Annotated in this window: 22 protein-coding genes and 1 tRNA gene; 4 read left to right on the forward strand and 19 right to left on the reverse strand. The window is 70.2% G+C overall.

The genetic code is table 11. The features are described from left to right. Nucleotides 1-63 precede the first annotated feature (63 nt). From IE325_RS39125 to IE325_RS39145, 5 genes are all read right to left on the reverse strand, one after another. Nucleotides 64-1,215, reverse strand: a complete 1,152-nt coding sequence (locus IE325_RS39125) for an ABC transporter substrate-binding protein (protein WP_190074938.1) — start codon at nt 1,213-1,215, stop codon at nt 64-66. Nucleotides 1,216-1,502: 287 nt separating this feature from the next. Then, nucleotides 1,503-1,883 carry a nuclear transport factor 2 family protein gene (locus tag IE325_RS39130; protein ID WP_190074939.1) on the reverse strand — a complete coding sequence of 127 codons (381 nt, stop codon included), beginning with the start codon at nt 1,881-1,883 and terminating at the stop codon, nt 1,503-1,505. A gap of 39 nt (nt 1,884-1,922) precedes the next feature. Then, entirely contained in the window at nt 1,923-2,342 is a 420-nt protein-coding gene (locus tag IE325_RS39135; RefSeq protein ID WP_190074940.1) for a nuclear transport factor 2 family protein, read from the reverse strand. A gap of 2 nt (nt 2,343-2,344) precedes the next feature. Then, nucleotides 2,345-3,151 carry an MBL fold metallo-hydrolase gene (locus IE325_RS39140; RefSeq protein ID WP_190074941.1) on the reverse strand — a complete coding sequence of 269 codons (807 nt, stop codon included), beginning with the start codon at nt 3,149-3,151 and terminating at the stop codon, nt 2,345-2,347. Continuing rightward, nucleotides 3,148-4,164 (reverse strand): hypothetical protein, encoded by a 1,017-nt coding sequence (locus IE325_RS39145; protein ID WP_190074942.1) that lies wholly within the window; start codon nt 4,162-4,164, stop codon nt 3,148-3,150. The genes IE325_RS39140 and IE325_RS39145 overlap by 4 nt, the downstream gene beginning before the upstream one ends. Nucleotides 4,165-4,289: 125 nt before the next feature. Between IE325_RS39145 and IE325_RS39150 the strand changes: the two genes are divergently transcribed. Continuing rightward, the gene (locus IE325_RS39150; protein ID WP_190074943.1) at nt 4,290-4,727 is read left to right on the forward strand and encodes a MarR family winged helix-turn-helix transcriptional regulator; all 438 of its coding nucleotides are present in this window, start codon (nt 4,290-4,292) and stop codon (nt 4,725-4,727) included. Between the two features lie 341 nt (nt 4,728-5,068). After that, nucleotides 5,069-5,416: a hypothetical protein gene (locus tag IE325_RS39155; protein ID WP_190074944.1), complete on the forward strand. Its 348-nt coding sequence runs from the start codon at nt 5,069-5,071 to the stop codon at nt 5,414-5,416. Between the two features lie 123 nt (nt 5,417-5,539). Here IE325_RS39155 and IE325_RS39160 read toward each other — a convergent pair. From IE325_RS39160 to bldG, 11 genes are all read right to left on the reverse strand, one after another. Next, nucleotides 5,540-5,616: transfer RNA gene (locus tag IE325_RS39160), tRNA-Thr, on the reverse strand. A 96-nt stretch (nt 5,617-5,712) separates the two neighbouring features. Continuing rightward, complete coding sequence (locus IE325_RS39165) at nt 5,713-7,341, reverse strand: alpha/beta hydrolase (protein WP_190074945.1); 1,629 nt, start codon at nt 7,339-7,341, stop codon at nt 5,713-5,715. Nucleotides 7,342-7,461: 120 nt separating this feature from the next. Then, on the reverse strand, nt 7,462-8,667 hold the full coding sequence (locus IE325_RS39170; protein WP_190074946.1) for a DNA polymerase III subunit delta': 1,206 nt from the start codon (nt 8,665-8,667) through the stop codon (nt 7,462-7,464). Between the two features lie 110 nt (nt 8,668-8,777). Continuing rightward, nucleotides 8,778-11,990 carry a dTMP kinase gene (gene tmk, locus IE325_RS39175; RefSeq protein WP_190074947.1) on the reverse strand — a complete coding sequence of 1,071 codons (3,213 nt, stop codon included), beginning with the start codon at nt 11,988-11,990 and terminating at the stop codon, nt 8,778-8,780. A gap of 167 nt (nt 11,991-12,157) precedes the next feature. Further along, entirely contained in the window at nt 12,158-14,980 is a 2,823-nt protein-coding gene (gene topA, locus IE325_RS39180; protein ID WP_190074948.1) for a type I DNA topoisomerase, read from the reverse strand. Nucleotides 14,981-15,225: 245 nt separating this feature from the next. After that, complete coding sequence (locus IE325_RS39185) at nt 15,226-15,423, reverse strand: hypothetical protein (protein ID WP_190074949.1); 198 nt, start codon at nt 15,421-15,423, stop codon at nt 15,226-15,228. Nucleotides 15,424-15,838: 415 nt separating this feature from the next. Then, a complete protein-coding gene (locus IE325_RS39190) occupies nt 15,839-17,368 on the reverse strand; it encodes a DUF7059 domain-containing protein (RefSeq protein ID WP_190074950.1) in 1,530 nt (509 codons plus the stop codon). 40 nt (nt 17,369-17,408) lie between these two features. Further along, the gene (locus IE325_RS39195; protein WP_229912352.1) at nt 17,409-18,005 is read right to left on the reverse strand and encodes a small secreted protein; all 597 of its coding nucleotides are present in this window, start codon (nt 18,003-18,005) and stop codon (nt 17,409-17,411) included. Between the two features lie 214 nt (nt 18,006-18,219). After that, nucleotides 18,220-20,625 carry a sodium-translocating pyrophosphatase gene (locus IE325_RS39200; protein ID WP_190074952.1) on the reverse strand — a complete coding sequence of 802 codons (2,406 nt, stop codon included), beginning with the start codon at nt 20,623-20,625 and terminating at the stop codon, nt 18,220-18,222. A 306-nt stretch (nt 20,626-20,931) separates the two neighbouring features. Continuing rightward, nucleotides 20,932-21,369, reverse strand: coding sequence for an ATP-binding protein (locus IE325_RS39205; protein WP_190074953.1), 438 nt, complete (start codon nt 21,367-21,369; stop codon nt 20,932-20,934). A gap of 124 nt (nt 21,370-21,493) precedes the next feature. Next, entirely contained in the window at nt 21,494-21,835 is a 342-nt protein-coding gene (gene bldG, locus IE325_RS39210; protein ID WP_003975386.1) for an anti-sigma factor antagonist BldG, read from the reverse strand. A gap of 82 nt (nt 21,836-21,917) precedes the next feature. Between bldG and sftH the strand changes: the two genes are divergently transcribed. Then, on the forward strand, nt 21,918-24,542 hold the full coding sequence (gene sftH, locus IE325_RS39215; protein ID WP_229912354.1) for a DEAD/DEAH box helicase: 2,625 nt from the start codon (nt 21,918-21,920) through the stop codon (nt 24,540-24,542). A 67-nt stretch (nt 24,543-24,609) separates the two neighbouring features. Here the strand turns inward: sftH and IE325_RS46390 are convergent, their stop codons facing one another. Beyond that, the gene (locus tag IE325_RS46390; RefSeq protein WP_229912363.1) at nt 24,610-24,951 is read right to left on the reverse strand and encodes an Rv3654c family TadE-like protein; all 342 of its coding nucleotides are present in this window, start codon (nt 24,949-24,951) and stop codon (nt 24,610-24,612) included. Between IE325_RS46390 and IE325_RS46395 the strand changes: the two genes are divergently transcribed. Next, nucleotides 24,838-25,113: a hypothetical protein gene (locus IE325_RS46395; protein WP_229912369.1), complete on the forward strand. Its 276-nt coding sequence runs from the start codon at nt 24,838-24,840 to the stop codon at nt 25,111-25,113. The genes IE325_RS46390 and IE325_RS46395 overlap by 114 nt on opposite strands. Nucleotides 25,114-25,151: 38 nt before the next feature. Here the strand turns inward: IE325_RS46395 and IE325_RS39225 are convergent, their stop codons facing one another. Next, on the reverse strand, nt 25,152-25,535 hold the full coding sequence (locus IE325_RS39225) for a TadE family type IV pilus minor pilin (protein ID WP_190074955.1): 384 nt from the start codon (nt 25,533-25,535) through the stop codon (nt 25,152-25,154). Further along, nucleotides 25,522-25,731, reverse strand: a complete 210-nt coding sequence (locus IE325_RS39230) for a DUF4244 domain-containing protein (protein WP_190074956.1) — start codon at nt 25,729-25,731, stop codon at nt 25,522-25,524. Before IE325_RS39230 ends, IE325_RS39225 begins: the two co-directional genes overlap by 14 nt. Nucleotides 25,732-25,842 lie beyond the last annotated feature (111 nt).

A 25,842-nucleotide genomic window follows, 5' to 3' on the forward strand; every position in this document is an offset into this window, starting at 1 on the left:
GGTCGGTCAGGCCGAGCCGAAGGCCCGCGTGGGAGTGCGGGGCCGGGCGGCATCGGTCGGCGGTCAGGCGCCCGGATGCAGTCCGAGCGAGCCCGGCGTCGGGTCTCCCTTGACCTCTCCGAAGTAGAGAGCGAACGTCTGCTTCCAGCGCTCGACCGCGGCGCGGTCGGCCATGAAGCGGGGGAACCCGTCGAGGTTCCTGTTCGGGTACTGCCAGACGGGCTTCAGGCCCGTGGGCGGAGTGACGTCCGTGCGGACCGACCAGCCGTTGGTGGCGGCCTGCTGTTCTCCGGTGGACAACCGCCAGTTGAGGTAGAGCTTGGCAGCAGTGGAGTTCTTGGCCTGCTTCAGGATCGCGGCCCGCTGCCCCCAGGACATGAACGGCGTCGCCCCTTCAGGGAGCACCCACTTGACGGGCCCGGAGGCCAGGGGCGCGCCGGAGCCACCGATGCCTATGGCCTTCTGTCCATTGGTGACGGCCTCCCTGGGGCTGAAGCTGCCGCGGGCGAACTGCAGGTCCTGGGCGGCCAGTCGTGCCAGCCAGTCCCATCCGTACTTCTGCACATAGAGCGCGTAGAGGTAGAGGACCGCGTCGTCGTCGTGCGGATAGGAGGAGGCGATCCGCCCCTTCCACTTGGCGTCGACCAGGTCGAGCGGGCTCGTGGGCACGTCCGAACCGACCGCCGCCGGACCGTACATGAAGCTGAAGGCACTCACCTGCACGGCGACCCAGGCACCATGCGGGTCCTTGAAGGGGGCGTACACCTGCGAGAATCCGGCCGGCTTGTAAGCGAGCAGACGCCCTTGCGCCTTCCAGCGCACGAAGTCCTGGACGGTCTGCAGCTGTACGACATCGGGCACGAGGGTGTCGGTGGCGAACTGGTTGTCCACCCGGACGTCGTGGTACTTGCTGTAGTCGACGACAACCGTCAGATCGATTTCGGGAAAGCGGTTCTTGAAGCCGGTGCGCAGGCCGTCCGCCTGCGTCGAGACGTCACCACCCGCGTAGATCACGAGCTTTCCGCCCTCCGCGAGGGCGGCTTGGTACAGCTCGTCGAGCGTGCGGGTCTCCTCGCCACCCACCGGCTTCCGGGTGTCGGCGGACGCTGCGGCGGGAGAGGCCGTTGCGGGAGAGACTGCGGCGGCTGCGCTTAAACCGAGCGCGGCGCCCGCGCCGGTGACGAGCAGACGGCGTCGGCTGGGAAGGCTGGTCATGGTGAATAGCCCTTCTGACGGGAAACGGAACTGGTGTGGCGGCGCCCGGATGGGACGCCGTACCGACAACGCGAAGCGCGGCTCAGGACGGCCGCGACCTGGTCATCGGAGACTGAGGGGATGATCAGTGGAGAGGAGGCGCACATGTTGCGCGCCCCGAGCCGTCCGCTCCGCCTGGAGGGCCGACGTCAACGCGCGGGTTCCTCGGCGGACACATCAAGGGAGCGGACGGTGGGTCGCACGGATCGTGACGACGACCCGTCCCGGCACGCATGCGGACGCGGAACTCAGAACGTGGTGTTGTCGTTGGCGCTTTTCTCGGGTACTTCCTGGATGACGTCCCAGTGCTCGACGATCTTGCCGTCGGCGACGCGCCAGAAGTCGGCGACGGCCATGCCGCGGTCACCGGGCTTGAGGTGCAGGTTGCTGTGGGTGACCACGAGGTCCCCTTCGGCGATCGTGCGCTTGATGTCCAGGCGCAGGTCGGGGAACTGCCCGCGCAGCCAGTGGACGTAGCCGACGAAGGCCTGCGGGCCGTCCTGTGCCTCGGGGTTGTGCTGGGTGTAGGTCTCGCCGAGGTGCGCGGCGGCGGCCTGCTCGGGCTGGTAGTCGTTGAAGGCCTGCTCGTAGAACGCGACGACAAGTGCCTTGTTGTCGGCTGCGGACATGCGGATCCCTCCTGTCGTGCGGTGATTCGGTCGGGGTGTTCAGCCGGTCATGGCGTCGCGGACGAGGGCGGTGTCGACGAACTGTTCGAAGCGGACGATGAGGCCGCCGCGGACGGTGAAGTGGTGGGCGACGCGGACGTCGATGGGTTTGCCGGTGGCCTTGTTGACGGCGGTGTAGCGGGCGAGGACGACGACGTTCTCGCCGTCGACGACGTAGGTGTCGTCGTGGGCGGTCCAGCCGTCCCAGTCCTTGCCGAGCTGTTCCATGACGTTGGAGGTGACGCCGTCGGGGGTGCGGTAGGTGCCGGCGAGGGGGAAGCCGGCCATCTCGGTCCACTCCACGTCCGGGGCGAGGGTGGCCCGCAGGGCGTCCAGGTCACCGGCCGCGGAGGCCAGGTACTGGCGGCGTACGACGTCGGCGGGCGCGGGAGAGGTGGTGAATGCGGTGGACCCGCTCATGGTCAGCCCCACTTCATCTCGCCCTTGGCGACCTTCGAACCGATCTGCGCGGCGATCAGCATGCCGTTGTCCGGGAAGCGCTTGACGAGGGCGCCGTTCAGCGCGGCACCGTCGGCGGCCCTGCCCAGCTCCTCCTCGAAGGCGATCAGGTAGTCACGGGTGGCGGTGATCGCGGAGCCGTCGGCCGCGGTGCCGGGGAGGCGGTGGCCGGGGACGACCAGTTCCGGGTCGAGGGCGGCCATCTCGTCGAGCAGGTCGATCCAGGCGGCGCGGTCGCCGGGGGTGGGGGTGTCGGCGACCCAGACGTGCTCCTGCTGGAAGAGGAGGACGCCGCCGAGCAGGGCGCGGGACTCGGCCTGCCACAGGTAGTGGCGGTCGGGCAGGCCGACCGGGCCGCCCCTGAGCTCGAAGCGGTGGCCCTCCAGGGTGAGGTCGCCGGTCAGCGGCTCCAGGTCGACCAGGCGGGTGGGGAGGTTCGGGCCGAGCGCCGCCCAGGCCTTCAGCTTGCCCTCGTAGGAGTGCTTGATGTGCTCGATGACGATCGGGGTGGCGACGAACCTCGCCTCGGGGAAGGCGTCGGCGATCACCTCGGCGCCGAAGTAGAAGTCGGGGTCGCCGTGGGAGACGAAGACGGTGGTCAGCGTCTTGCCGGAGTCGAGGATCTCGGCGGCCAGGCGGTGGCCGTCGGCACGGGTGAAGGCGGCGTCCACCAGCAGTGCTTCGTTCTCACCGGTGACGAGGGTGGCCGTCTTGTTCTTGCTGCCGGCCGGGAAGTCGAGATCGAGGACTTTGAAGGAGAGAGTGCTCATGCGTGCTTCCTCGGGTGAAGGGTGATGGTCGGGGAAATCGCCTCGCGGCGAGGTGTACGGCGTGAACCGGGTCGAGGTGGGCAGCCCGTGTCGAGCAGGGGTTCAGCCTTGGGTGCCCTGCTGGCCGATCGGGTGGAGGCTGAGGACGTGAGGTCGGACGAGTTGGCGCCGTGTACATCGCCGATGTAGAGGCTGAGGCGGGCCTCGTAACGGTCGAGGGCAGCGCGGTCGCTCATGAACTGGCCGAGGCCGAGCGGGTTCATGGTGGCGTGGTCGAAGATGCCCTTGCGGCCGGCGGGCGGGGCGACGTCCGTGCGGGCGCTCCAGGTGCCGATTGCGTGCTCCTGCGCGTCCTTGGACAGCAGCCGGCCCAGGTACAGCTTGACGGCGGCCTGGTGCGGAGCGTTCTTGAGGAGGGGCGCCGGTCTGCGGCCAGGCCACCCAGGGGGACTTGCGGGGCGGGGTGACCGTCGAGAGACCGCTGGCGCTGCCGCCGCTGCCGCCGCTGCCGCCGCTGCCGAAGTCCGCCACGTGGTCGCCGGTACCCACCAGGTCGGCGGAGTCCCGGATGCACCGCCCACGAACCTCGGGTGCTGGGCGAGCGGCTCCTTCAGGTGGTCGAAGCGGTAAGTGTCGGCCTGCTCCTTGATCTGCGGGTGGACCTTGTTCCAGCCGACCAGCTTGTAGTTCGCCAGTGACCCTTCCTTCTTCCAGCGCGGGAAGTCGTCGAGGGTCTGCAGGTGGACGACGTCGGTGACCACGTGGTGCTCGGCGGCCTGACGGTCGACGCGGGCGTCATGGTTCTTGCTGAGGTCGCCGGCGATGTCGACCTTCGTCTTGGGGAACGTCTTCTCGAACGCGTTCTTGAGGTAGTCGCCGTCGTGCCCAGACCTGTCACCACCGGTGAAGACGACGAGCCGGCCGTCTTCGGCCACGGCCTGCCGGTATGGCGCCCGCAACTGGGCCTCCATGGGAGCTACGACGCCGAAGGCGGCCAGGATGCGCTTTCCCATGGGGCGGACTCCACATCTGTGGGGTGGACACGGCTAAGTATCTGCCGACGCAGACAATATATCTGCAGAAGCAGATATTGCAACGGCAGCTTCTGCCGATCATGTCCTTCTGTCATCCTTGAGGAGTGAACGAGCAACTGCTGAACGACGACGACGTGACACTCTTCGGTCTCTTCGTGGAGGCCTACAGCCGTATCAAGCCCCTGGTGAACCGCGATCTCGAAGTACCGCACACCTGGTTCGAAGTGCTGCTGCGACTGGGCCGCACCCCCGGCCACCAGCTCCGCATGACGGACCTGGCAGAGGCCGTGTCCTTCAGCTCGGGCGGCTTCACCCGGCTCGCCGACCGCATGGAAAAGGAAGGACTCATCCGCCGCGACCCCGATCCTGCCGACCGACGAGCCGCACTCGCCGTACTGACCGACAAGGGCGGTCAGGCGCTCGACCATGCACTGACCGCCCACGTCTCCCACCTGCGCAACCACCTCGCCGGACCACTCTCAGCCGAGGACCGCCGCCACCTCGAGCGCATCCTGCGCACGCTCCGCGACGCGAACGCGTAAGTCCTTGTCCTTGATCCGGATCACCGTCGCGGGCTTCGGACGCCACCAGAGCCTGCCCCTGACTCCCCATGACGGTCGTCGGTTCATTCGGTGGACCGTATGGGCCAGGCGGGAGCAGGAAGGGCCGCCGGTGGGCCGACTGTTGCGTCAGGTGGTGTTGGCTCCACCGCAGATGGCCAGGCCCCCGGTACTCCAGTGCGGTTTCATGATCTATCTGGCGAGTTCGTCGGCGGATCGTCGTTGGTAGTGGCAGCGTCGGGCTGTGGCCTGGTGGTATCTGCGCCAGTTGGACCTGTGCAGCGGGCGGAGCACAGCAGGCGCTGCATCGGCCCCGGCCGGACATGACCGGCCCGTTCGGCCAGCCGCCGGCAGTTCTTCCGCTCGGTGCCGGACAGCAGTCCCAGCACATAGGCGCGGGCGGTCGCCCGGAGTTCGACCCGCCCGAACCGACCCGCGGGGTGGGCCATCACCTGGTCGAACATCGCCCGCCAGCGGGCAGGGTCTACGCCATGGCCCGCGGCCACCGCACGATCTGCAGGAGTCCGCACAACCCCCGACAGGCGGCCCGCAAGGCCGCGAAGGAGGCCAGGGCCAAGAAGAACGGCAAGGGCAACGACAAGCCGAAGGACAAGGCGAACGCCCAGGCCAAGGCCAAGAGGAAGGCCAAGCGCGGGAAGCCCGAGAAATAGGTCCTGCGGCGCTCCGCTCACGCATCGCTCCGCAAGCCATCCCACGGCACTCCGGCCGTGTGACGCGCCTTGCCCCGAGCAACAGAAAACCCCAGGTCAGAGTCACGCTGACCTGGGGTTTGATGGAGCCGCCTTCGGGATTCGAACCCGAGACCTACGCATTACGAGTGCGTTGCTCTGGCCATCTGAGCTAAGGCGGCACGCCGTCCGCACTATGGTGCGATCGGCAACGCCGGTAAGTCTACACAGTTTCAGAGGGTGCTCCGTACCAGCACCCTCTGGGCCCGTGATCAAGGCTATGAGCAGCGCTTTCCCTCGGTCGGAGGAGTGCCTCGGAGGAGGTATGCGTTGATCGTGTTGTCGATGCAGGTGCTGCCTCGGCCGTACGCGGTGTGGCCGTCGCCGTCGTAGGTGAGGAGGCGGGAGGAGGAGAGCTGGCCGGAGAGGGCGCGGGCCCAGCGGTAGGGGGTGGCGGGGTCGCGGGTGGTGCCGACCACGACGATGGGGGACGCGCCCTTGGCCTCGATGCGGTGGGGTTCGCCGGTGGGGGCGACGGGCCAGTAGGCGCAGTTCAGGGTCGCCCAGGCGAGGCCCTCGCCGAAGACGGGGGACGCCTTTTCGAAGGCGGGGATGGATTTGCGGACGTCGTCGGGTGTCGAGAACGCCGGCGGGAGGTCGACGCAGTTGACTGCCGCGTTGGCGAACATCAGGTTGGTGTAGCGGCCGTCCGCGTCGCGCTCGTAGTAGCTGTCGGAGAGGGCGAGGAGGCCCGCTCCGTCGTTCTCCCGCATCGCCGAGTTCAGCGCGTCGCGCAGCTGCGGCCAGGCCCCCTCGTCGTACATGGCCGCGATCACTCCGGTGGTGGCGAGGGATTCGCCGAGCTTGCGGCCGTCCGCGTCACCGGTCGGGATGGGCCGTGCGTCGAGCTTCCCGAAGAAGGCCTTGAGGTTGCGGCCCACGTCGGCCGCCTTGCTGCCGAGCGGGCAGTCCCGTTGGCGTACGCAGTCGCGCGCGAACGCCTGGAACGCCGTCTCGAATCCCGCCGTCTGGTCGAGGTTGAGACGGCGGGCGGGCAGGGACGGATCCATCGCGCCGTCCAGGACGAGCCGGCCCACCCGGTCCGGGAAGAGCCCGGCGTACGTCGCCCCGAGGAAGGTGCCGTACGACGCCCCCACGTACGTCAGCTTCTTGTCGCCCAGCGCCGCCCGCAGGATGTCCATGTCCCGGGCGGCCTCGGCGGTGGAGACATGGCGGAGCAGACCGGGCGCGTCCGCACCGCAGCCCTCCGCGAACTTCTGGTGCGCCTGGACGAGTTCACCGGTCTCCTCGCCGTCGTCGGGCGTGAAGTCCGTTTGCGTGTACGCATCCATCTCCCGGCCGCTGAGGCATTCGACGGGTTCACTACCGGCGACACCGCGCGGGTCGACCGCGACCATGTCGTACCGGGCGCGCACACCTGCCGGGTAGCCGATCCCCGCGTACTGCTGGAGGTAGCCGATCGCCGAACCGCCCGGCCCGCCCGGGTTCACCAGCAGCGACCCGAGCCGCTCGCCCGGGCCCGTCGCCTTCTTGCGGGCGACGGCGAGCCTGGTGTCCCCGGCCTCCGGCTTCGCGTAGTCGAGCGGTGCCCGCATGCTGGCGCACTGGAAGCCGGGCATCCCACAGCTGCGCCAGGTCAGCTTCTGCTCGTAGTACGTGGTGAGCGCGGCCGGTGTCGACTGCGGCAGCGCGGCCAGCGCGGCCTCGGCCGCCGGGCTCCCCGCGCGCGTCGACCCGCCGGAGGTGCAGGCGGAGGCGAGCAGCGCGGTGGCGGCGAGGAAGACGCCGAGCGTGCCCGCTCGCCCGCGGTGGGAGCGGCGGTCGCGTGCGCCGGGCCCTCTCGGGCTCGGGGCTGGGCTGGCTGGAGAGCTGCGCACGGTGTACATCAGGCGAGCGTAACTCTGTGCAGCGACTTGGATGCCGTGCGTGCACGGCACGGCTCGTACGGGTTACACGGTCAACCTCCTGTTGATCAATGGGGAACGACGCCCGGGGCCGTCGTCGGTTCAGCCCGCTCTGAGGGCCATCGTCATCGCCTCCACCGCCAGCAGCGGCGCCACATTGCCGTCGAGGGCGTCGCGGCAGGCTGCGATCGCCTCGATACGGCGGAGCGTCGCCTCCGGAGAGCTGTCGCGGGCCAGACGCTCCAGCGCGTCCTCGGCGTCGGTGTTGGCGAGGGCGATACGGGACCCGAGCTGGAGGGCGAGGACATCGCGGTAGAAGGCGGTGAGGTCGGTCAGCGCGAGGTCGAGGCTGTCGCGCTGCGTGCGCGTACGGCGCCGCTTCTGCTTGTCCTCCAGCTCCTTCATCACGCCCGCCGTGCCGCGCGGCATCCTGCCGCCCTGGGCCGCGCCCAGCGCCGCCTTCAGCTCCTCGGTCTCCTTGGCGTCGATCTCCTCCGCGAGCTGCTTGGCGTCCTCGGCGGCGGCGTCCACCAGCTCCTGCGCGGCCTTGAGACAGGCGCCGACCTCGCCGAGGCGCAGCGGCAGCTTGAGGACGGAGGCCCGGCGCTCGCGGGCGGCCGGGTCGGTGGCCAGGCGGCGGGCCCGGTCGACATGGCCCTGGGTGGCGCGGGCCGCCGCGGCGGCGACCGCGGGTTCGATGCCCTCCCGGCGTACGAGCATGTCGGCGATGGCGTCGACCGAGGGGGTGCTCAGGTTCAGGTGGCGGCAGCGGGAGCGGATCGTGGGCAGGACGTCTTCCAGGGACGGCGCGCAGAGCAGCCAGACGGTGCGGGGGGCGGGCTCCTCCACGGCCTTCAGCACGGCGTTGGCCGATTTCTCGTTCAGCCGCTCGGCGTCCTCGACCAGGATGATCTGCCAGCGGCCGTTCGCCGGGGACGTGAACGACTTGCGGACGGTGTCCCGCATGTCGTCGGCGAGGATCTGGCTGCCGACGGCGGCGACGGTGGTGACGTCGGCATGCGTCCCCACCAGGGCCGTATGGCATCCGTCGCAGAACCCGCAGCCGGGGGCGCCGCCGAGCGCCCGGTCGGGGCTGACGCACTGCAGCGCGGCGGCGAAGGCCCGCGCCGCCTGGTTCCGGCCCGCTCCGGGCGGCCCGGTGAACAGCCAGGCGTGCGTCATCTTGGACGCCTCGGGGGGCGGAGTGTCGGTGGCGGCGGCGGTGACGAGGGCGTCGGCATCCCGAGCGGCAGCGGTCAGCTGCTCACTGATCCGCTCCTGGCCGACCAGGTCGTCCCATACGGTCATGGGCCACGCCCGCCTTTCGTCACACCTCGCCTTGTGAGATCCATTGTGCGGGGCGGCACTGACAACGGGTGCGCGCAGTCACGTCGGCCGTTCCTCTCGGACCGCCGACCTCAGCGCCGCCGGCCCCTCCCTCGGCCCCCGTCCTCGTCGTACTCGTCCTCATGCGGCCCGAGGAGCTCGTCCGCCAGCGTCGGCAGATCGTCCAGCGGAGTCTCCTCGGCCCAGTCGGACCGGGCCCTGCGCCGCGGGGCGCCCTCCTCGTCGACCTGGGGCATCTCACGCGTACGTTCCTCGTCGCGGAAGTACCCGGGCGGAACCCGGCCCCCGGGCTCGTCGGCCGGTACGGGAGGCAGTACGGCCGTCTCGTCCGCGGCACCTGGCACAACCGGCGGCAGCACCGCCGTCTCATCCGCGGCCCCCGAAGGAACCGGCGGCAGCACCGCCGTCTCGTCCGCCGCCCCGCCAGGCACCGGCGGCTGCGGCAGCTTCGCCGTCACCTCCGACTCGGACTCCTTGGCGGGACGGGGGGAAGCAGACTGCTCGCCTTCCGTCTCCGGCGGCTCCTCGTCGCGCACCGGGCGCAGCACGGTCGTCTCGTCGGAGGCAGAGGCCCCGCCTCGCGCCTGCTCCGGCGTCACGACGGGCGTGGGCACCGTCGCCGCGTCCTTGAAGCCGGTCCCGGCCCCCGGCCCCTCCGCCTTCGGACCCGCCTCCGCAGCGGCAGCCGCCTGCTCGGCGAGGCGCCGTGCCTCCTCGGCCCGCAGCAGGGCCTCCTCCGCCTTGCGCTGCTTCTCCAGGCGCCGCTCCTCGGCCTCGGCGTGGATGCGGGCCTCTTCCTCGGCCTGCTTGCGGCGGCGCTCCTCGTCAGCCTTGCGGCGCGCTTCCTCCTCGGCGCGCACCTTCTCCTCCGCGAGGAGCCGCTGACGCTCCTCCTCGGCACGCCGACGCGCTTCCTCGGCCCGCTGCCGGGCCTCCTCCGCCTGCCGTTCGGCCTCGCGCCGCTGCGCCTCCTCCAGCTCGCGGCGCTTGCGCTCCTCCTCCTCGGCGCGCAGCCGGGCGAGCTGCTCCTGGCGCTCACGCTCCAGGCGCTCCTCCTCGGCCTTGCGGGCGGCCTCTTCCTCGGCCTTGCGGCGGGCCTCCTCCTCGGCCTTGCGGCGCGCTTCCTCCTGCGCCTGGACCTCGGCCTCGGACAGCGGCAGCATCTGGTCGAGCCGGTGCCGGACGACCGTCGTGACCGCCTCGGGCTCCTGGCCCGCGTCGACCACCAGATAGCGGCCGGGGTCGGCGGCGGCCAGCGTCAGGAAGCCGGAGCGCACGCGCGCGTGGAACTCCGCCGGCTCCGACTCCAGCCGGTCCGGCGCCTCGGTGAACCGCTCACGGGCGATCTCCGGCGAGACGTCGAGCAGCACGGTCAGATGGGGTGCCAGGCCGTTGGTGGCCCAGCGGTTGATGCGGGCGATCTCCGTGGGCGACAGATCGCGGCCCGCCCCCTGGTAGGCCACCGAGGAGTCGACGTACCGGTCCGAGATGACGACCGCGCCGCGCTCCAGGGCCGGGCGGACCACGGTATCCACGTGCTCCGCGCGGTCCGCCGCGTACAGCAGCGCCTCCGCGCGGTGCGAAAGTCCGGCGCTGGACACGTCCAGCAGGATCGACCGCAGCCGCTTGCCGACGGGTGTCGCGCCCGGCTCGCGCGTGACGACGACCTCGTGGCCCTTGCCCCGGATCCACTCGGCGAGCGCCTCGGCCTGGGTGGACTTCCCGGCGCCGTCGCCGCCCTCCAGGGCGATGAAGAAGCCGGTCGTCGCGGGCACCTGCTCCGGGTCGTCCCCGCCGAGCACCGCGTCCCGCAGGTCCTGGCGCAGCGGCACGCCGGAACGGTCGTCGACCTTGGCCAGCACCAGTGCGGCCACCGGCAGCAGCAGCGCGCCGACCAGCATCAGCGTGAAGGCCGCACCGCCGTGCGCGAAGACGAACTTGCCGCTCTCCAGCCGGTGCGGCCCGATGAGCGCGGCCACCAGGGGTGCGATCACCGCGCCGAGCGCCACACAGACCCGTACGACCGCGTGCAGATGCTCCGTCGTGCGTGCCTTGCGGAATTCCTCGGCCTCCTGGTCGAGCAGGGTGTGCCCGGTGTTGGCGGCCACGCCCGCGCCGATCCCGGCCAGCGCGAGGATCAGCAGGACGGTGGTGACATCGGGGACGAGTCCCGCGGCCAGCAGCGCGATGCCGGTGAAGGCGATCGCCAGCGCGAGCAGGCGGCGCCGCGACAGGGCGGGCAGCACGGAGGGGGCCGTACGGATGCCGACGACCACGGCGCCGGTCAGCGCGAGCACCAGCAGGCCGTACAGCACCGGCCCGCCACCCAGGTCCTTGGCGTGCAGCACGGCCACGGCGACCGCCGCCGCCACCGCTCCGGCGACCGCCGCGCAGGCCGTCACCAGGAGCGCGATCGCGCCGGTACGGCCCTTGTCGATGCCGGAGCCGGTCTTCGGCCGGCGCAGGCCCTCGAGCGGGGACCGTGCCCGCGGGGTGCGTGTGTCGGGCAGCTCCAGGAAGGTCAGCACGGACAGGGACGCGGCGAACAGTCCGGCCGCGACATACGACCCGAGGGCCGCCTGGTGCTGCTCGAACCAGTCGAGCCCGGCGCCGAGCAGGTTGTTCAGCAGGCCGGCGCCGACGAGCGCGGCCGCGGCCAGCGGGACCGCCACGAAGCTGGTGCGCAGCGACAGGCGGCGCAGGGCGTCCAGGTGGTCGGGCAGCGGTCGTACCGTCGCGCCCTCCGGTGGCGGGGGCGGCAGCAGCGCGGGCGCCGCGCTCTCCCGGCACACCGTCCAGAAGCGCTCGGCGACGCCGGTCACGAAGACGGTGACGAGCAGAAGTGCCAGCGCGTTGTCCGGGGTCCAGTCGATCCACAGGGGCGCGACGATCAGCAGGGCGACCCGCAGTCCGTCGGCGCCGATCATGGTCCAGCGCCGGTCGAGCACGCCTTCCTGGGAGGTCAGCGAGGTCAGCGGACCGAGGAGTATGGCCCCGAAGAGGAGCGTGGCCAGGATGCGTACGCCGAAGACGGTCGCCACTGCGAACGCCACGCCCCGGTAGCCACCCCCGAACGAGCCCTCGGTGATCGCCGCCTGCAGCGCCAGCAGGACCAGCACCAGGAGGGCGAGCATGTCGCCGACACCCCCCACCAACTGTGCGCTCCACAGCCGCTTGAGCTGCGGTCGGCGCAGCAGCGCGCGGACAGCGCGCTCGCGTGAGTCCACTGCGAGTGCGTCGTCGGAGGCCGTGTGGGGGGCCGTTGGCTGCTCGGCTCGCGTCATGCTTTCAGCCTATCGGGACGCACTGACAGCCAGACGCGCACGCCCGAACGTACGCGCGCCTCGACACCAAACTGATGCCGAGGCGTTCGTTTTGCGAACCGGAAGTGAAGGACCCGGCCCTCAACGGGCCCCGGAACGGGCCCGGTTGCGACCCGGATCCCTCGCGCTCAGTCCTCGCCGGACGACTTCGAGGCCGTGGCCTTCTTCGCGGCCGTCTTCTTCGCCGCCGTGGTCGTCTTCTTCGCCGCGGTCTTCTTGGCGGCCGTCTTCTTGGCCGGGGCGGCCTTCTTCGCGGCCGTCTTCTTCGCCGGGGCCTTCTTCGCCGTCTTCTTGGCGGGTCCCTTGGCACGCTTCTCGGCGAGCAGCTCGTAGCCGCGCTCCGGGGTGATCGTCTCGACGCTGTCGCCGGAGCGCAGGGTCGCGTTGGTCTCCCCGTCGGTGACATACGGCCCGAAGCGACCGTCCTTGACGACGACCGGCTTCTCGCTCACCGGGTCGGTGCCCAGCTCCTTCAGCGGCGGCTTGGCGGCCGCCCGGCCACGCTGCTTGGGCTGGGCGTAGATCGCCTGCGCCTCCTCCAGCGTGATCGTGAACAGCTGCTCCTCGGCCTGAAGCGAGCGCGAGTCCGTGCCCTTCTTCAGATACGGGCCGTAGCGGCCGTTCTGTGCGGTGATCTCCACGCCGTCCGCGTCGGTCCCGACGACACGCGGCAGGGACATCAGCTTGAGCGCGTCCTCAAGGGTGACCGTGTCGAGCGACATGGACTTGAAGAGGGAGGCCGTGCGCGGCTTGACGGCGTTCTTGCCGGTCTTCGGGGTGCCCTCGGGGAGCACCTCGGTGACGTACGGGCCGTAGCGGCCGTCCTTGGCGACGATCTCGTGGCCGGACTTGGGGTCGGTACCCAGCTCGAAGTCGCCGCTGGGCTTGGCCAGCAGTTCCTCGGCCATCTCGACGGACAGCTCGTCGGGCGCGAGGTCGTCGGGGATGTCGGCGCGCTGGTGCTGCTCGGTGTCCTTCTCGCCGCGCTCGATGTAGGGGCCGTAGCGGCCGACGCGCAGCACGATGTCGTTGCCCACCGGGAACGACGACACCTCGCGGGCGTCGATCGCGCCCAGGTCGGTGACGAGTTCCTTGAGGCCGCCGAGGTGGTCCCCGTCGCCGTTGCCGGCGTCCGCCGCGCTGCCGTTGTGAGTGCCTTCGCCGAAGTAGAACCGCTTCAGCCACGGCACGGACTGGGCCTCGCCGCGGGCGATGCGGTCGAGGTCGTCCTCCATCTTGGCGGTGAAGTCGTAGTCGACGAGCCGCCCGAAGTGCTTCTCCAGGAGGTTGACCACGGCGAAGGACAGGAAGGACGGGACGAGTGCCGTGCCCTTCTTGAAGACGTAGCCGCGGTCCAGGATCGTGCCGATGATCGACGCGTACGTCGACGGTCGGCCGATCTCGCGCTCTTCGAGCTCCTTGACGAGGCTGGCCTCGGTGTAGCGGGCCGGGGGCTTGGTGGCGTGCCCGTCGACCGTGATCTCCTCGGCGCTGAGCCGGTCGCCCTCGCCGACCTGCGGCAGCCTGCGCTCGCGGTCGTCGAGCTCGGCGTTCGGGTCGTCGGCGCCCTCGACGTAGGCCTTGAGGAAGCCGTGGAAGGTGATCGTCTTGCCGGAGGCGCTGAACTCGACGTCGCGGCCGTCGGCGGCAGTGCCACCGATCTTCACCGTCACGCTGTTGCCCGTCGCGTCCTTCATCTGGGAGGCGACGGTCCGCTTCCAGATCAGCTCGTAGAGCCTGAACTGGTCGCCGGTCAGCCCGGTCTCGGCAGGCGTGCGGAAGCGGTCGCCGGAGGGGCGGATCGCCTCGTGCGCCTCCTGGGCGTTCTTGACCTTGCCGGCGTAGGTGCGCGGGGCGGACGGCAGGTAGTCGGCGCCGTACAGCTGCGTGACCTGGGCTCGGGCCGCGGCGACGGCGGTGTCGCTCAGCGTCGTGGAGTCCGTACGCATGTAGGTGATGTAGCCGTTCTCGTACAGCTTCTGCGCGACCTGCATGGTGGCCTTCGCGCCGAAGCCGAGCTTGCGGCTGGCCTCCTGCTGCATCGTCGTCGTACGGAACGGGGCGTACGGCGAGCGGCGGTAGGGCTTGGACTCGACGGACCGGACGGCGAACTGCGTCTGCTCCAGGGCGGCGGCGAGGGCGCGGGCGTTCGCCTCGTCGAGGTGGAGGGTGTTCGCGCTCTTGAGTTGTCCGAGGGAGTCGAAGTCGCGACCCTGCGCGACCCGCCTGCCGTCGACGGTCTGAAGGCGGGCGACCAGCGACGACGGGTCCGACGAGTCCCCCGCGCGGCCGGTCGCGAAGATGCCCGTCAGGTCCCAGTACTCAGCAGAACGAAACGCGATGCGCTCGCGTTCCCGCTCGACCACGAGTCGGGTGGCGACGGACTGGACACGGCCGGCCGACAGGCGCGGCATGACCTTCTTCCACAGGACCGGCGAGACCTCGTAGCCGTAGAGGCGGTCGAGGATGCGGCGGGTCTCCTGGGCGTCGACGAGCTTCTGGTTGAGCTGGCGCGGGTTGGCGACGGCGGCCTGGATCGCGGTCTTGGTGATCTCGTGGAAGACCATCCGCTTGACCGGGACCTTGGGCTTGAGCACCTCCTGGAGGTGCCAGGCGATGGCCTCGCCCTCGCGGTCCTCATCGGTGGCGAGGTAGAGCTCGTCGGAATCCTTCAGCAGGTCCTTGAGCTTCTTGACCTGGGCCCGCTTGTCGGCGTTGACCACATAGATCGGCTCGAAGTCGTGTTCGACGTCCACGCCGAGGCGGCGTACCTCGCCGGTGTACTTCTCGGGCACCTCCGCGGCGCCGTTCGGGAGGTCGCGGATGTGCCCGACGCTCGCTTCGACTACGTAGCCGGGGCCCAGGTAGCCCTTGATCGTCTTCGCCTTGGCAGGCGACTCGACGATGACGAGTCGGCGGCCGCCCTGTGCGGTCTCGCTGGTCGGGGACAACTTCGCTCTTCTCTCCGGTCGACGCTGGGGCCTCCCCAGGCCGTAGTCCCGGGGTCGGGTGGTGGTGACGCTGCGGAGTGTGACGGTACATCCCGCCCCGTTGTCAAACGGGAAAAGCCCGCAACGGCCACTCGAACGGTAACCCGACTTCCGCCATTCCTGCCGCCCGGAGTGCCCACAGGTCTTTTCGAGCCTTTCCGGAAGAGGCCCTGTCAATTACCTGCGGCCCAGCTCGTGGGCCGTTCTCAGAGGCGGGAGATGCACCAGACGCCGAGGACCAACGCGATCACCGAGGCAAGGCCCGCGAGGGTCGCCGATGCGACGCGGTTCACACCGTGGGCGACGGGCCGGCGCTGTCGCACCCGGACCGCGGTCCACACCAGCAGCCCACCTCCGAACAGGGCGAACACCACCCCACCGAAGATCGCCGGTCCCCTTTCCATGGTTCCGCTTGCCCCTTTTCTCCGATCCGCGAGTGCCCAGCCCGGCGAGGCTGACACGCGCGGACGGCGCACAGACGAACCTCAGGTGAACGCGGGGCCGACGCGACTGTGTACTCCCGCCGGCTCTCCGACCCCATCCGTCACGTCCGCCACGCCGGCTCCACGGGATCCCCCACCCTCGTCCGACTCGCCTGCCTCAGGCCGCGCCGGGGGAAGTGTCTTTCCGGCCGAATTCGTTCTCGTAGATCTTGGTGGAGTTGCCGGATCCCTTGTTGCACGTCTCCTTGTTGCACATCTCCTTCTCGTACGTCCTTGCACGCCAATTCGCCGGGCGTCCGAACAACGCCTATGACCTGGTCGGCCCGGGATTCGGCACCGAACTCCGTACGACCGCGAGGAGGCGGCCCCGGCACGATCACCGCGCCGGTTCGAGGAACCCCTGTTCCACCAGCAGCCGGATCTGGGCGGGCGTACGGTCGCGCAGCAACACCGGGTCCTCGCCCATCAGTTGGGCGATGGCGTCCAGAATGCGGCCCGCGCTGAGCGTGCCGTCGCAGACGCCGGCGAAGCCCGCGCCGACCGTGTCCACCTGAGTGGCCCGGCGCATGCCGCGGTGCTGGCGCAGCACCACGTGCTCCGGGTCCTCGGCGCCGGGCAGGCCGACCTGTTCCTGCACGACCTCGGCGACGAGCCTGAAGTGGTCCTCCAGCAGGGCCGCGTCGTCCCGGGCACGCAGGTAGTCGAGCCGGGCGAAGTGCGCGCGGACCGTGTCGCCGAGCGGCTGCTCGACCGGGTGCGGCCACTCCTCCACCGTGATCGAGGGCACGGCGGCCGACGCCTTCCGCAGGGTGATCCAACCGAAGCCCACGGCCTTCACCTTGCGCGCCTCGAACTCGTCCAGCCACGCGTCGTACCGCGCCTGGTACTCGGCGGCGTCACCCCGGTGGTCGCCGGCGTCCCTGAGCCACAGCTCGGCGTACTGCGTGATGTCCTGGACCTCGCGCTGCACGATCCACGCGTCGCACCCGCGCGGCACCCATGACCTGAGTCTGTCCTGCCAGTCCTCCCCCTCCACGTGCTGCCAGTTGGCGAGGAACTGCGCGAACCCGCCCTCGTTCAGCCGCTCCCCCGCCCCTTGAACGATCGACCGGCACAGATCGTCCCCGCCCATCCCGCCGTCGCGGTACGTCAGCCGGGCGCCCGGCGAGATGACGAAGGGCGGGTTGGAGACGATGAGGTCGTACGTCTCGCCGTTCTTGAGCGGCTCGAACAGCGACCCTTCCCGCAGGTCCGCCGTCGCCGCGCCGGACAGGGCGAGGGTGAGGGCGGTGATGTGCAGCGCGCGCGGGTTGAGGTCGGTCGCCGTCACGCGCGTGGCGTGCTGCGAGGCGTGCAGCGCCTGGATGCCGGATCCGGTGCCGAGGTCGAGGGCGGAGGCGACGGGCGTACGGACGGTGATGCCGGCGAGGGTCGTGGAGGCGCCGCCGACACCGAGGACCACGCCCTCGTCCTTGCTGCCGATACCGCCAGCTCCGCCGACGGCGCAGCCCAGGTCGGACACGATGAACCAGTCCTCGCCCCCGGGCCCGCCGTACGGCCGTACATCCACGGTCGCGGACACGTCGTCGCCGGACGCGCCGCCGACCCGGACCAGCCACCCGCTCTCCAGGCACGCGTCGACGGGCAGAACGTCCGCCACGCGCGCGTACGGCACGGGTTGCTGCAGCAGAAACAGGCGTACGAGGGCTTCGAGCGGCGCGTCTCCCCGGGTCGCCCTGAGCGCGGGCACGGTCTCGCTCCGGGCGAGCGCCGCGTACGCGGGCGCGCCGAGCAGTTCGAGCAGCCCGTCGGCGGTGAAGGAGGCCCTCAGCAGGGCCTCCCGCAGCCCGACGGCGACATCGGGGCGGTCGGAGGTGGGCAGGGCAGGCAGCGTGGAGTCACTCACGCCCTCATTGTGACCCGCGTACCGCCCGCCCGCGTTCGGCTCAGCCGCCGGTCGTCCCGGCGGCCCCGGACGCCGCCGCGGCCTGCTTGCAGCCCTCCTGCGAGGTCAGGGCCTTCTTGGTGTCGCCCGACTCCAGCTGCTTCAGCGCCTTGACCGCGCTCTGGCGCTGGGTCTCGACCTGCTTCATCTCGGCCGACACGTCCTTCAGACCGGAGGCGAACTTCGCCTGGTCCTTCGTGTCCAGCTTGTCGACCCGCGTCTTCAGGTCGGCGTAGGCCGCGGAGAGGGCGGTGAGCTTCTTGACGACGTCCTTCTGGACCGTCGCGCCGTTCTCGATGCCCGGAGGCGCCCCGGCGGTGCTGATGAGCGCCGCGCGGGCCTTGTAGCCGTCGGCGAGGTCCTGGAAGGCCTTGGAGTCGGCCTCCTGGAGCTCCTTGGGCGTGCTCGTGGTGTCCTTGGCCGCCTTGGTGATCTCGACGTAGGCCGCCGAGATCTTCGCGTTCTGCGCGGGCACCGCGTCGCAGACCTTCTTGGCCCAGGCGTCGAGCTCCTTGTTGCCCTCGTCGCTGGTGCATCCCGTCAGCGCCAGTGCCAGTACCGCACCGCCGGACAGTGCAACCGCGAGCTTCTTGTTCACCGGTTTGGTCCCTTCCGTGGCTCTCGGCCACGGGACCCTACACGTCATACGCCGCACGACAGTGCGGTGAATGCGACATGTGTACGTGTTTATCGCTCTTTGCGTCATGCGAGAGAAGCGTCACGGCAAGGGCGTGAACCAGCACGAGGCGGGCGGGCGGCGCATCAATGCGCGCCGCCCGCCCGCCTCTTGAACTGGGCTGTCGTAAGACCGCCTATGAAACCACCGCGGGATCGGCGGGCTTGGCCACCCGCTCGGCGTTGCCTTCGTCACCCATGGCGATGCCTCGCCGCTTGGAGACGTAGACCGCGCCGACGATCACGACGAGCGAGGTGACGGCGATCAGGACCCGTACGCCGACGTTCTTGTCCTCGCCGTAGCTGAACTGGATGACCGCGGGCGCGATGAGCAGCGCGACCAGGTTCATCACCTTCAGCAGCGGGTTGATCGCCGGTCCTGCGGTGTCCTTGAAGGGGTCACCGACCGTGTCGCCGATCACCGTCGCGGCGTGGGCCTCGCTGCCCTTGCCGCCGTGGTGGCCGTCCTCGACGAGCTTCTTGGCGTTGTCCCAGGCACCACCGGAGTTGGCCAGGAACACCGCCATGAGGGTGCCCGTGCCGATCGCGCCCGCCAGGAAGGCGCCCAGGGCGCCCACGCCGAGCGTGAACCCGATGAAGATGGGCGCCATCACGGCGAGCAGACCGGGCGTGGTGAGCTCGCGCAGGGCATCCCGGGTGCAGATGTCGACGACCTTGCCGTACTCCGGCTTCTCCGTGTAGTCCATGATCCCGGGACGCTCACGGAACTGCCGCCGCACCTCGTAGACCACGGCACCCGCCGACCGCGACACGGCGTTGATGGCGAGCCCCGAGAAGAGGAAGACGACCGCCGCGCCCGCGACCAGGCCGACGAGGTTGTTGGGCTGCGAGATGTCCATCATCAGGCTCATCGGCGCTCCTTCGCCGCTGAGTTTCTCGCCGACGTCCCGCGCGCCGCTGGTGATGGCGTCGCGGTACGACCCGAAGAGCGCCGCCGCCGCCAGGACGGCGGTGGCGATGGCGATGCCCTTGGTGATGGCCTTGGTGGTGTTGCCGACCGCGTCCAGGTTGGTGAGCACCTGGGCGCCGGCACCCTCGACGTCGCCGGACATCTCGGCGATGCCCTGCGCGTTGTCGGAGACCGGGCCGAAGGTGTCCATGGCGACGATCACACCGACCGTGGTGAGCAGGCCGGTGCCGGCCAGCGCCACCGCGAACAGCGCCAGCATGATCGACGTGCCGCCGAGCAGGAACGCCCCGTAGACACCGAGGCCGATCAGCAGCGCGGTGTAGACGGCCGACTCCAGGCCGATGGAGATACCGGCGAGGACGACGGTCGCGGGACCGGTCAGCGAGGTCTTGCCGATGTCCATGACGGGACGCCGGTTGGTCTCGGTGAAGTAGCCGGTCAACTGCTGGATGACGGCCGCGAGCAGAATGCCGATGCCCACGGCGACGAGCGCGAGGATCCGCGGATCGCCGTCCTTGGCCGCGATCGCCGCGTCGGTGATGCCGTCGAGATCGGCGTATGACGACGGCAGGTAGACGAACACGGCGATGGCGACCAGCACGATCGAGATCACCGCGGAGATGAAGAACCCGCGGTTGATCGCCGACATGCCACTGCGGTCGCTACGGCGCGGGGCCACGGCGAAGATGCCGATCATCGCGGTGATCACACCGATCGCGGGCACGATCAGCGGGAAGGCGAGCCCGGAGTCACCGAACGCCGCCGACCCGAGGATCAGCGCGGCGACCAGGGTCACGGCGTACGACTCGAAGAGGTCGGCCGCCATGCCCGCGCAGTCGCCGACGTTGTCGCCCACGTTGTCGGCGATGGTCGCGGCATTGCGCGGATCGTCCTCCGGAATGCCCTGTTCGACCTTGCCGACCAGGTCGGCGCCGACGTCGGCGGCCTTGGTGAAGATGCCGCCGCCGACACGCATGAACATCGCGATCAGTGCGGCACCGAGACCGAATCCTTCGAGCACCTTCGGCGCGTCGGCCGCGTACACCAGCACTACACAGGAGGCGCCGAGCAGACCGAGCCCCACCGTGAACATGCCGACGACGCCGCCCGTACGGAAAGCGATCTTCATGGCTTTGTGCGAGACGGCGGTGAGATCCTTTTCCGGCTCACCTTCCGCAGGGGTCGCTTCCCGCGCGGCTGCGGCGACGCGCACATTGCTGCGCACGGCGAGCCACATGCCGATATAACCGGTGGCCGCCGAGAACCCGGCACCGATCAAGAAGAAGACCGATCGGCCGATGCGCTGATTCCAGTCGTCCGCGGGCAGCAGCATGAGCAGGAAGAACACGACGACGGCGAATACGCCGAGCGTGCGCAGTTGACGGGCCAGATAGGCATTGGCGCCTTCCTGGACCGCTGCCGCGATCTTCTTCATGCTGTCGGTGCCCTCGCCCGCCGCGAGCACCTGGCGTACGAGTACGCCGGCGACCACGAGCGCTGCCAGTGCGACGACTCCGATGATCGTGATGATGATCCGGTTGTCGTCCGTCAGCACTGCGGCTGCGAGGGTTGTGGGGTGGTCGAGCTGATGAGGGGTAGAAAGCCCCGCCATTCGTCCTCCTTGACGCTTGGGCTGAGCTCAAGATGTGGACGGATTCTAGGTACCGGAACCTGATCAAAACAGATGGCGGTAAGCGGAATTGGCCTTCACATGCCGTTCAGCAAATGATCGACATCCCGCCATCCAACCCGAAAGTGCTAATGCCCCAAAACCATTGACGCGAGCATAGACCCTTGATCAAATTATCGGGAGAATGATCGTGAATTCCTTCACGAATTCTCGGGGGTGACGGCGGAAATGCGAAAGGGCCCTGCTGAGCAGGGCCCTTTCGCGATGAGCTGTGTCGTGGCGGGTCGTTCAGGGAAGCACCGCGGCCGGCGGTGTGGTCGGCCAAGTCATACGGATCAGCCCACCATGCTCCCCTGCGGAGACCTCCACGTCGTCGACGAGGCCGCTGATGACCGCGAGGCCCATCTCGTCCTCCTCGGCATCCACCTCGCCGTCGTCACCCGGGGCGCCGGGTGCGCGCTCGCCGGGAGCGGCACGTGGCGCCTCGTCGCCGACCTCGATGGAGAACTGCTTCTCCTCCTCGATCAGCGACACCTTCACCGGCGCCGTGATGCCGACGCTCTGATGCAGTCCGACGGCCCGGGTGCAGGCCTCGCCGACAGCGAGCCTGACCTCGTCCAGGACGGCCTCGTCCACTCCGGCCCTGCGTGCCACCGCTGCCGCCACCAGTCGGGCGGTCCTGACGTGTTCGGGCAGCGCGCTGAAGCGGAGTTCAACGGTGGCCATGCATCCCCCTCGGAACTACGGGCGTGCCATGCCGGGGCGCCGGGCCGCCGAAAGCCCGGTCCCCCGCCTCTCTTTCAACTTCCGCCGCCCCGGGCCCGCCCAACGGCGGACCCGGGTCCGGTGATCAGTCGGTCGCCGCTACCGCTTCCTCGACCGAGGTGTGGATCGGGAACACCTTGGTGAGGCCGGTGATGCGGAAGATCTTGAGAATGCGCTCCTGGTTGCACACCAGGCGCAGAGAGCCCTCATGGGCACGCACCCGCTTCAAGCCGCCGACCAGTACGCCGAGCCCGGTGGAGTCGAGGAAGTCCACGCCCTCCATGTCGACGACGAGGTGGAAACTCCCGTCGTTCACCAGCTCGACCAACTGTTCGCGCAACTTGGGCGCGGTATATACGTCGATTTCGCCACCGACCTCGACGACCGTACGATCGCCGACGGTACGGGTCGACAGGGACAGGTCCACGGATCCTCCAGCACCTTGCTATCGAGCGGTCGTCCCTCGGGACACCTCGGCTTGCAACCCCAAGGACGGTTCGCCAGCCGCGATGGCATTCAATCACTTACCGGCAGGCGTGCACGACGCCTTGGTCCCATTGTCCGTCACGCCAGTGACACACTCGGTGCCGATGGCCAAGAATCACCGATCCGATCGATCCCCGACGGGCCCCGTCTCCCGGGTGGACCCGGGCGCGGTGCTGGGCCGACTCGCCTCGGGGCCGAGCCGGGCTTCGCGCATCACTCATACGGAGCATGTGCCCCCGCGGGAGGGCCGCCATGCCGTCTGGCCCGATCGGATCCGCGCGGAGGTCATCGCCGCCGTACAGTCGGCCGGAATCGAACATCCCTGGGCCCACCAGGCACTAGCCGCCGAGCACGCCCTGGACGGCGACTCCGTGGTCGTCGCCACGGGCACCGCGTCCGGCAAGTCCCTGGCCTACCTCGTACCGGTCCTCTCGACGCTTCTGGACGGCTCCGAGGCCCCGAACGGCCGTGGCGCCACCGCCCTCTATCTCGCCCCGACCAAGGCCCTTGCGGCGGACCAGTGCCGTTCTGTGAAGGAACTTTCACATCCGCTGGGCAATTCCGTCCGACCTGCCGTGTACGACGGCGATACTCCGTTCGAGGAACGCGAGTGGATCCGCCAGTACGCCAACTACGTCCTCACCAACCCCGACATGCTGCATCGCGGCATACTCCCGTCCCACCCCCGCTGGTCCTCCTTCCTGAAGGCGCTGAAGTACGTCGTCATCGACGAGTGCCACACCTATCGCGGCGTCTTCGGCTCCCACGTCGCCCAGGTGCTCCGCCGCCTTCGCCGCCTGTGCGCCCGCTACGGCGCCTCTCCCGTCTTCCTGCTGGCCTCCGCGACCGCTGCCGAGCCCGCGGTGGCCGCCGGCCGCCTCACCGGCCTGCCCGTCGTGGAGGTCGCCGACGACGCCTCTCCGCGCGGCGAACTGGTCTTCGCCCTCTGGGAGCCCCCGCTCACCGAGTTGCAGGGCGAGAAGGGCGCCCCCGTCCGGCGTACCGCCACCGCGGAGACGGCGGACCTCCTGACCGACCTCGCCGTGCAGGGCGTGCGCTCGGTCGCGTTCGTACGCTCCCGGCGCGGCGCCGAGCTGATCTCGGTCATCGCCCAGGAACGCCTCGCCGAAGTGGATCGCTCCCTCGCCCGGCGTGTCGCGGCGTACCGCGGCGGCTACCTCCCCGAGGAACGCCGCGCCCTGGAACAGGCCCTCCACTCCGGCGAACTCCTCGGCCTCTCCGCCACCACAGCCCTGGAACTCGGCATCGACGTCTCAGGACTCGACGCCGTACTGATCGCCGGCTACCCGGGCACCCGCGCCTCCCTGTGGCAGCAGGCGGGCCGGGCGGGCCGCTCCGGGCAGGGGGCGCTGGCGGTCCTGGTCGCCCGCGACGACCCGCTGGACACCTATCTCGTCCATCACCCTGAGGCCCTCTTCGACCGTCCGGTGGAGTCGACGGTCCTCGACCCCGACAACCCGTACGTCCTCGCGCCCCACCTGTGCGCCGCCGCCGCGGAGATCCCTCTGACGGACGACGACCTTGAGCTGTTCGGCCCCGAGACCGAGGCGCTGCTGCCGCAGTTGGAGGCCGCGAAGCTGCTGCGCCGCCGCACGAAGGCCTGGCACTGGACACGCCGGGAACGCGCCGCCGACCTCACCGACATCCGCGGCGAGGGCGGCCGCCCGGTCCAGGTCGTCGAGTCCGGGACGGGCCGGCTGCTCGGCACGGTCGACGCGGGCGCCGCGCACGGCACGGTGCACGAGGGCGCGGTCCATCTGCACCAGGGCCGTACGTATCTGGTGCGCTCCCTCGACCTGGAGGACTCGGTGGCCCTGGTCGAGGAGGCCGCCCCGCCGTATTCGACGGTCGCCCGGGACACGACGGCGATCTCCGTCCTCGATACGGACATCGAGATCCCATGGGGCGACGGACGCCTCTGCTACGGCTCCGTCGAGGTCACCAACCAAGTGGTCTCCTTCCTGCGCCGCCGGCTGATCACCGGCGAAGTACTGGGCGAGACAAAACTCGACCTCCCTCCTCGTACGCTGCGCACCCGCGCGGTGTGGTGGACCGTCACCGAGGACCAACTGGACGAGGCCCGGATCAACCCGGAGATCCTCGGCGGCGCCCTGCACGCCGCCGAACACGCCTCGATCGGCCTGCTCCCCCTCTTCGCCACCTGCGACCGCTGGGACATCGGCGGCGTCTCGATCCCGCTCCACCCCGACACGCTCCTCCCCACGGTCTTCGTCTACGACGGCCACCCCGGCGGCGCGGGCTTCGCGGAACGCGCCTTCCACACGGCCCGCACCTGGCTCACGGCCACCCGCGAGGCCATCGCCTCCTGCGAGTGCGACGCCGGCTGCCCGTCCTGCATCCAGTCCCCCAAGTGCGGTAACGGCAACGATCCGTTGCACAAGAGGGGGGCTGTGCGGTTGCTCGGGGTGCTGTTGAAGGGGGCGCCGGAGGGGGAGCCCGGGCTTGAACCGGGGGAAGGTGCGGTGCCGACGTCGGTCGGGGAAGGGCCGGTTCGGCGGGGGAATGTTCCGGGAGAGCATGTTCCGGGAGGGCAGGAGGGCTCGGAGGCTTCGTCGGCGGGGGCGGCCTCGCAGGGGCCCGTCAGCCCTGCGGGGTCGGGGGGTTGAGAGCTCGAGGGCGGGGGCCTTCCTCGGAACCCAGACTCCAGACCCGAGACCCCGCAGAGTCGGGTGGCTAAGGCCTCGCCGACAGAGGTTCTGTCGCAGACTCCGCAGGCCCCACAGATCCCGTCGGCCCCGCAGGCCCCGCCCGTGCCCTCACCTCCGCTTCGAACGGCCCCCCGCCCGACGCCGCCGTCACATCCGAGATCTCGCCCACCAGAATGCACCGCACGAGCCGCACACCCTGTGCCCGAGCAACCCGTTCCGCCCGGGCACAGGCCGCCGTAGACCCATCCGCCCAGTGGTCGGCAGCGGCCAGCGCCGCGAGATCGGCGCCGCCGGCCGCACGGTGCCGAGTCGCGACGGCTTGGCCCAGGGCAAGTACGACGCCGAAGACGACGCAGAGCACGGCGATGACGCCAAGGCTCCACACGGTGGCGGAGCCGCGATCGGAACGCAGGTCGACGGCAAGCTGCCCAGGCTGCCCTGTGTGGCGTCCGTCGGCTGCGGCACCCTCGCCGCCGCGTGCGTCGGACGCGGCGGCACGGTGAACTCGGTGCCGCGGCGGCCGAGTTAGCCACGCAACGCACCTACGGCCCGTCGAGGAACCCCCGCTCATGTTCCCGCCCCCACCATCTCCTCCGCCGACGCCACGGCTTCCTCCTGTACCTCGAAGGGGAGCGCGCCGAGCAACGGCGGTTTGGCAACGACGACCACGCGGACCTCGTTCCCCTCCCGGCCGACCGTGATCGTCGAATCGGGCGGCGCCGCGTCGCGGGTCACCTCGATGACCGCGTCGGGCGGGTCCTGCCGGGCCGCCGCGCGGGCGCCCGTCCGGGCCGCGTCGACGCACTGGATCTGCGCCGCCATCACGAGCAGCCCCCACACCAGCGCCATCGAGAACATGACCAGCACCGGCAGCACGACAGCCGACTCCGCCGTGACGAACCCCCGGTCCGAGCCCAGGCCCGGCCTCCTACCCCGCTCACATCCGCGCATCGAGCGCCTGCTTCACGATGTCCTGCAACTCCGCGCTGACCTGCCCGCTCGTCACGACCTTGTACAGCACCACCGCGAACGCCACCGCCGCGACGATCCCCATCGCGTACTCGGAGGTGACCATCCCCGCGTCACTCCGTACCGCCCGCACCCTGCACACGAGCAAGCGCATCCGCGCCCGTACCGCCTTGTACATCTCAACCCCCGTAAGGTTCAGTCCCGTTGAAGTCAGCAGGTGAATGCCTGCCGTTGGCTCTTGGCCGTTGAATCTCTGCTGCTGAATCCCTGCTGCTGACGTCCGCCGTTG

The organism is Streptomyces lanatus, assembly GCF_014655715.1.
GTDB lineage: Bacteria > Actinomycetota > Actinomycetes > Streptomycetales > Streptomycetaceae > Streptomyces > Streptomyces lanatus.

What these genes read in the sequence shown, in the direction of transcription:
- IE325_RS39125 (WP_190074938.1), bottom strand. Translation starts at nt 1,215, where the DNA reads ATGACCAGCCTTCCCAGCCGACGCCGTCTGCTCGTCACCGGCGCGGGC.
- IE325_RS39130 (WP_190074939.1), bottom strand. Translation starts at nt 1,883, where the DNA reads ATGTCCGCAGCCGACAACAAGGCACTTGTCGTCGCGTTCTACGAGCAG.
- IE325_RS39135 (WP_190074940.1), bottom strand. Translation starts at nt 2,342, where the DNA reads ATGAGCGGGTCCACCGCATTCACCACCTCTCCCGCGCCCGCCGACGTC.
- IE325_RS39140 (WP_190074941.1), bottom strand. Translation starts at nt 3,151, where the DNA reads ATGAGCACTCTCTCCTTCAAAGTCCTCGATCTCGACTTCCCGGCCGGC.
- IE325_RS39145 (WP_190074942.1), bottom strand. Translation starts at nt 4,164, where the DNA reads ATGGGAAAGCGCATCCTGGCCGCCTTCGGCGTCGTAGCTCCCATGGAG.
- IE325_RS39155 (WP_190074944.1), top strand. Translation starts at nt 5,069, where the DNA reads ATGACCGGCCCGTTCGGCCAGCCGCCGGCAGTTCTTCCGCTCGGTGCC.
- IE325_RS39165 (WP_190074945.1), bottom strand. Translation starts at nt 7,341, where the DNA reads ATGTACACCGTGCGCAGCTCTCCAGCCAGCCCAGCCCCGAGCCCGAGA.
- IE325_RS39170 (WP_190074946.1), bottom strand. Translation starts at nt 8,667, where the DNA reads ATGACCGTATGGGACGACCTGGTCGGCCAGGAGCGGATCAGTGAGCAG.
- tmk (WP_190074947.1), bottom strand. Translation starts at nt 11,990, where the DNA reads ATGACGCGAGCCGAGCAGCCAACGGCCCCCCACACGGCCTCCGACGAC.
- IE325_RS39185 (WP_190074949.1), bottom strand. Translation starts at nt 15,423, where the DNA reads ATGGAAAGGGGACCGGCGATCTTCGGTGGGGTGGTGTTCGCCCTGTTC.
- IE325_RS39200 (WP_190074952.1), bottom strand. Translation starts at nt 20,625, where the DNA reads ATGGCGGGGCTTTCTACCCCTCATCAGCTCGACCACCCCACAACCCTC.
- IE325_RS39205 (WP_190074953.1), bottom strand. Translation starts at nt 21,369, where the DNA reads ATGGCCACCGTTGAACTCCGCTTCAGCGCGCTGCCCGAACACGTCAGG.
- sftH (WP_229912354.1), top strand. Translation starts at nt 21,918, where the DNA reads ATGGCATTCAATCACTTACCGGCAGGCGTGCACGACGCCTTGGTCCCA.
- IE325_RS39225 (WP_190074955.1), bottom strand. Translation starts at nt 25,535, where the DNA reads ATGCGCGGATGTGAGCGGGGTAGGAGGCCGGGCCTGGGCTCGGACCGG.
- IE325_RS39230 (WP_190074956.1), bottom strand. Translation starts at nt 25,731, where the DNA reads ATGTACAAGGCGGTACGGGCGCGGATGCGCTTGCTCGTGTGCAGGGTG.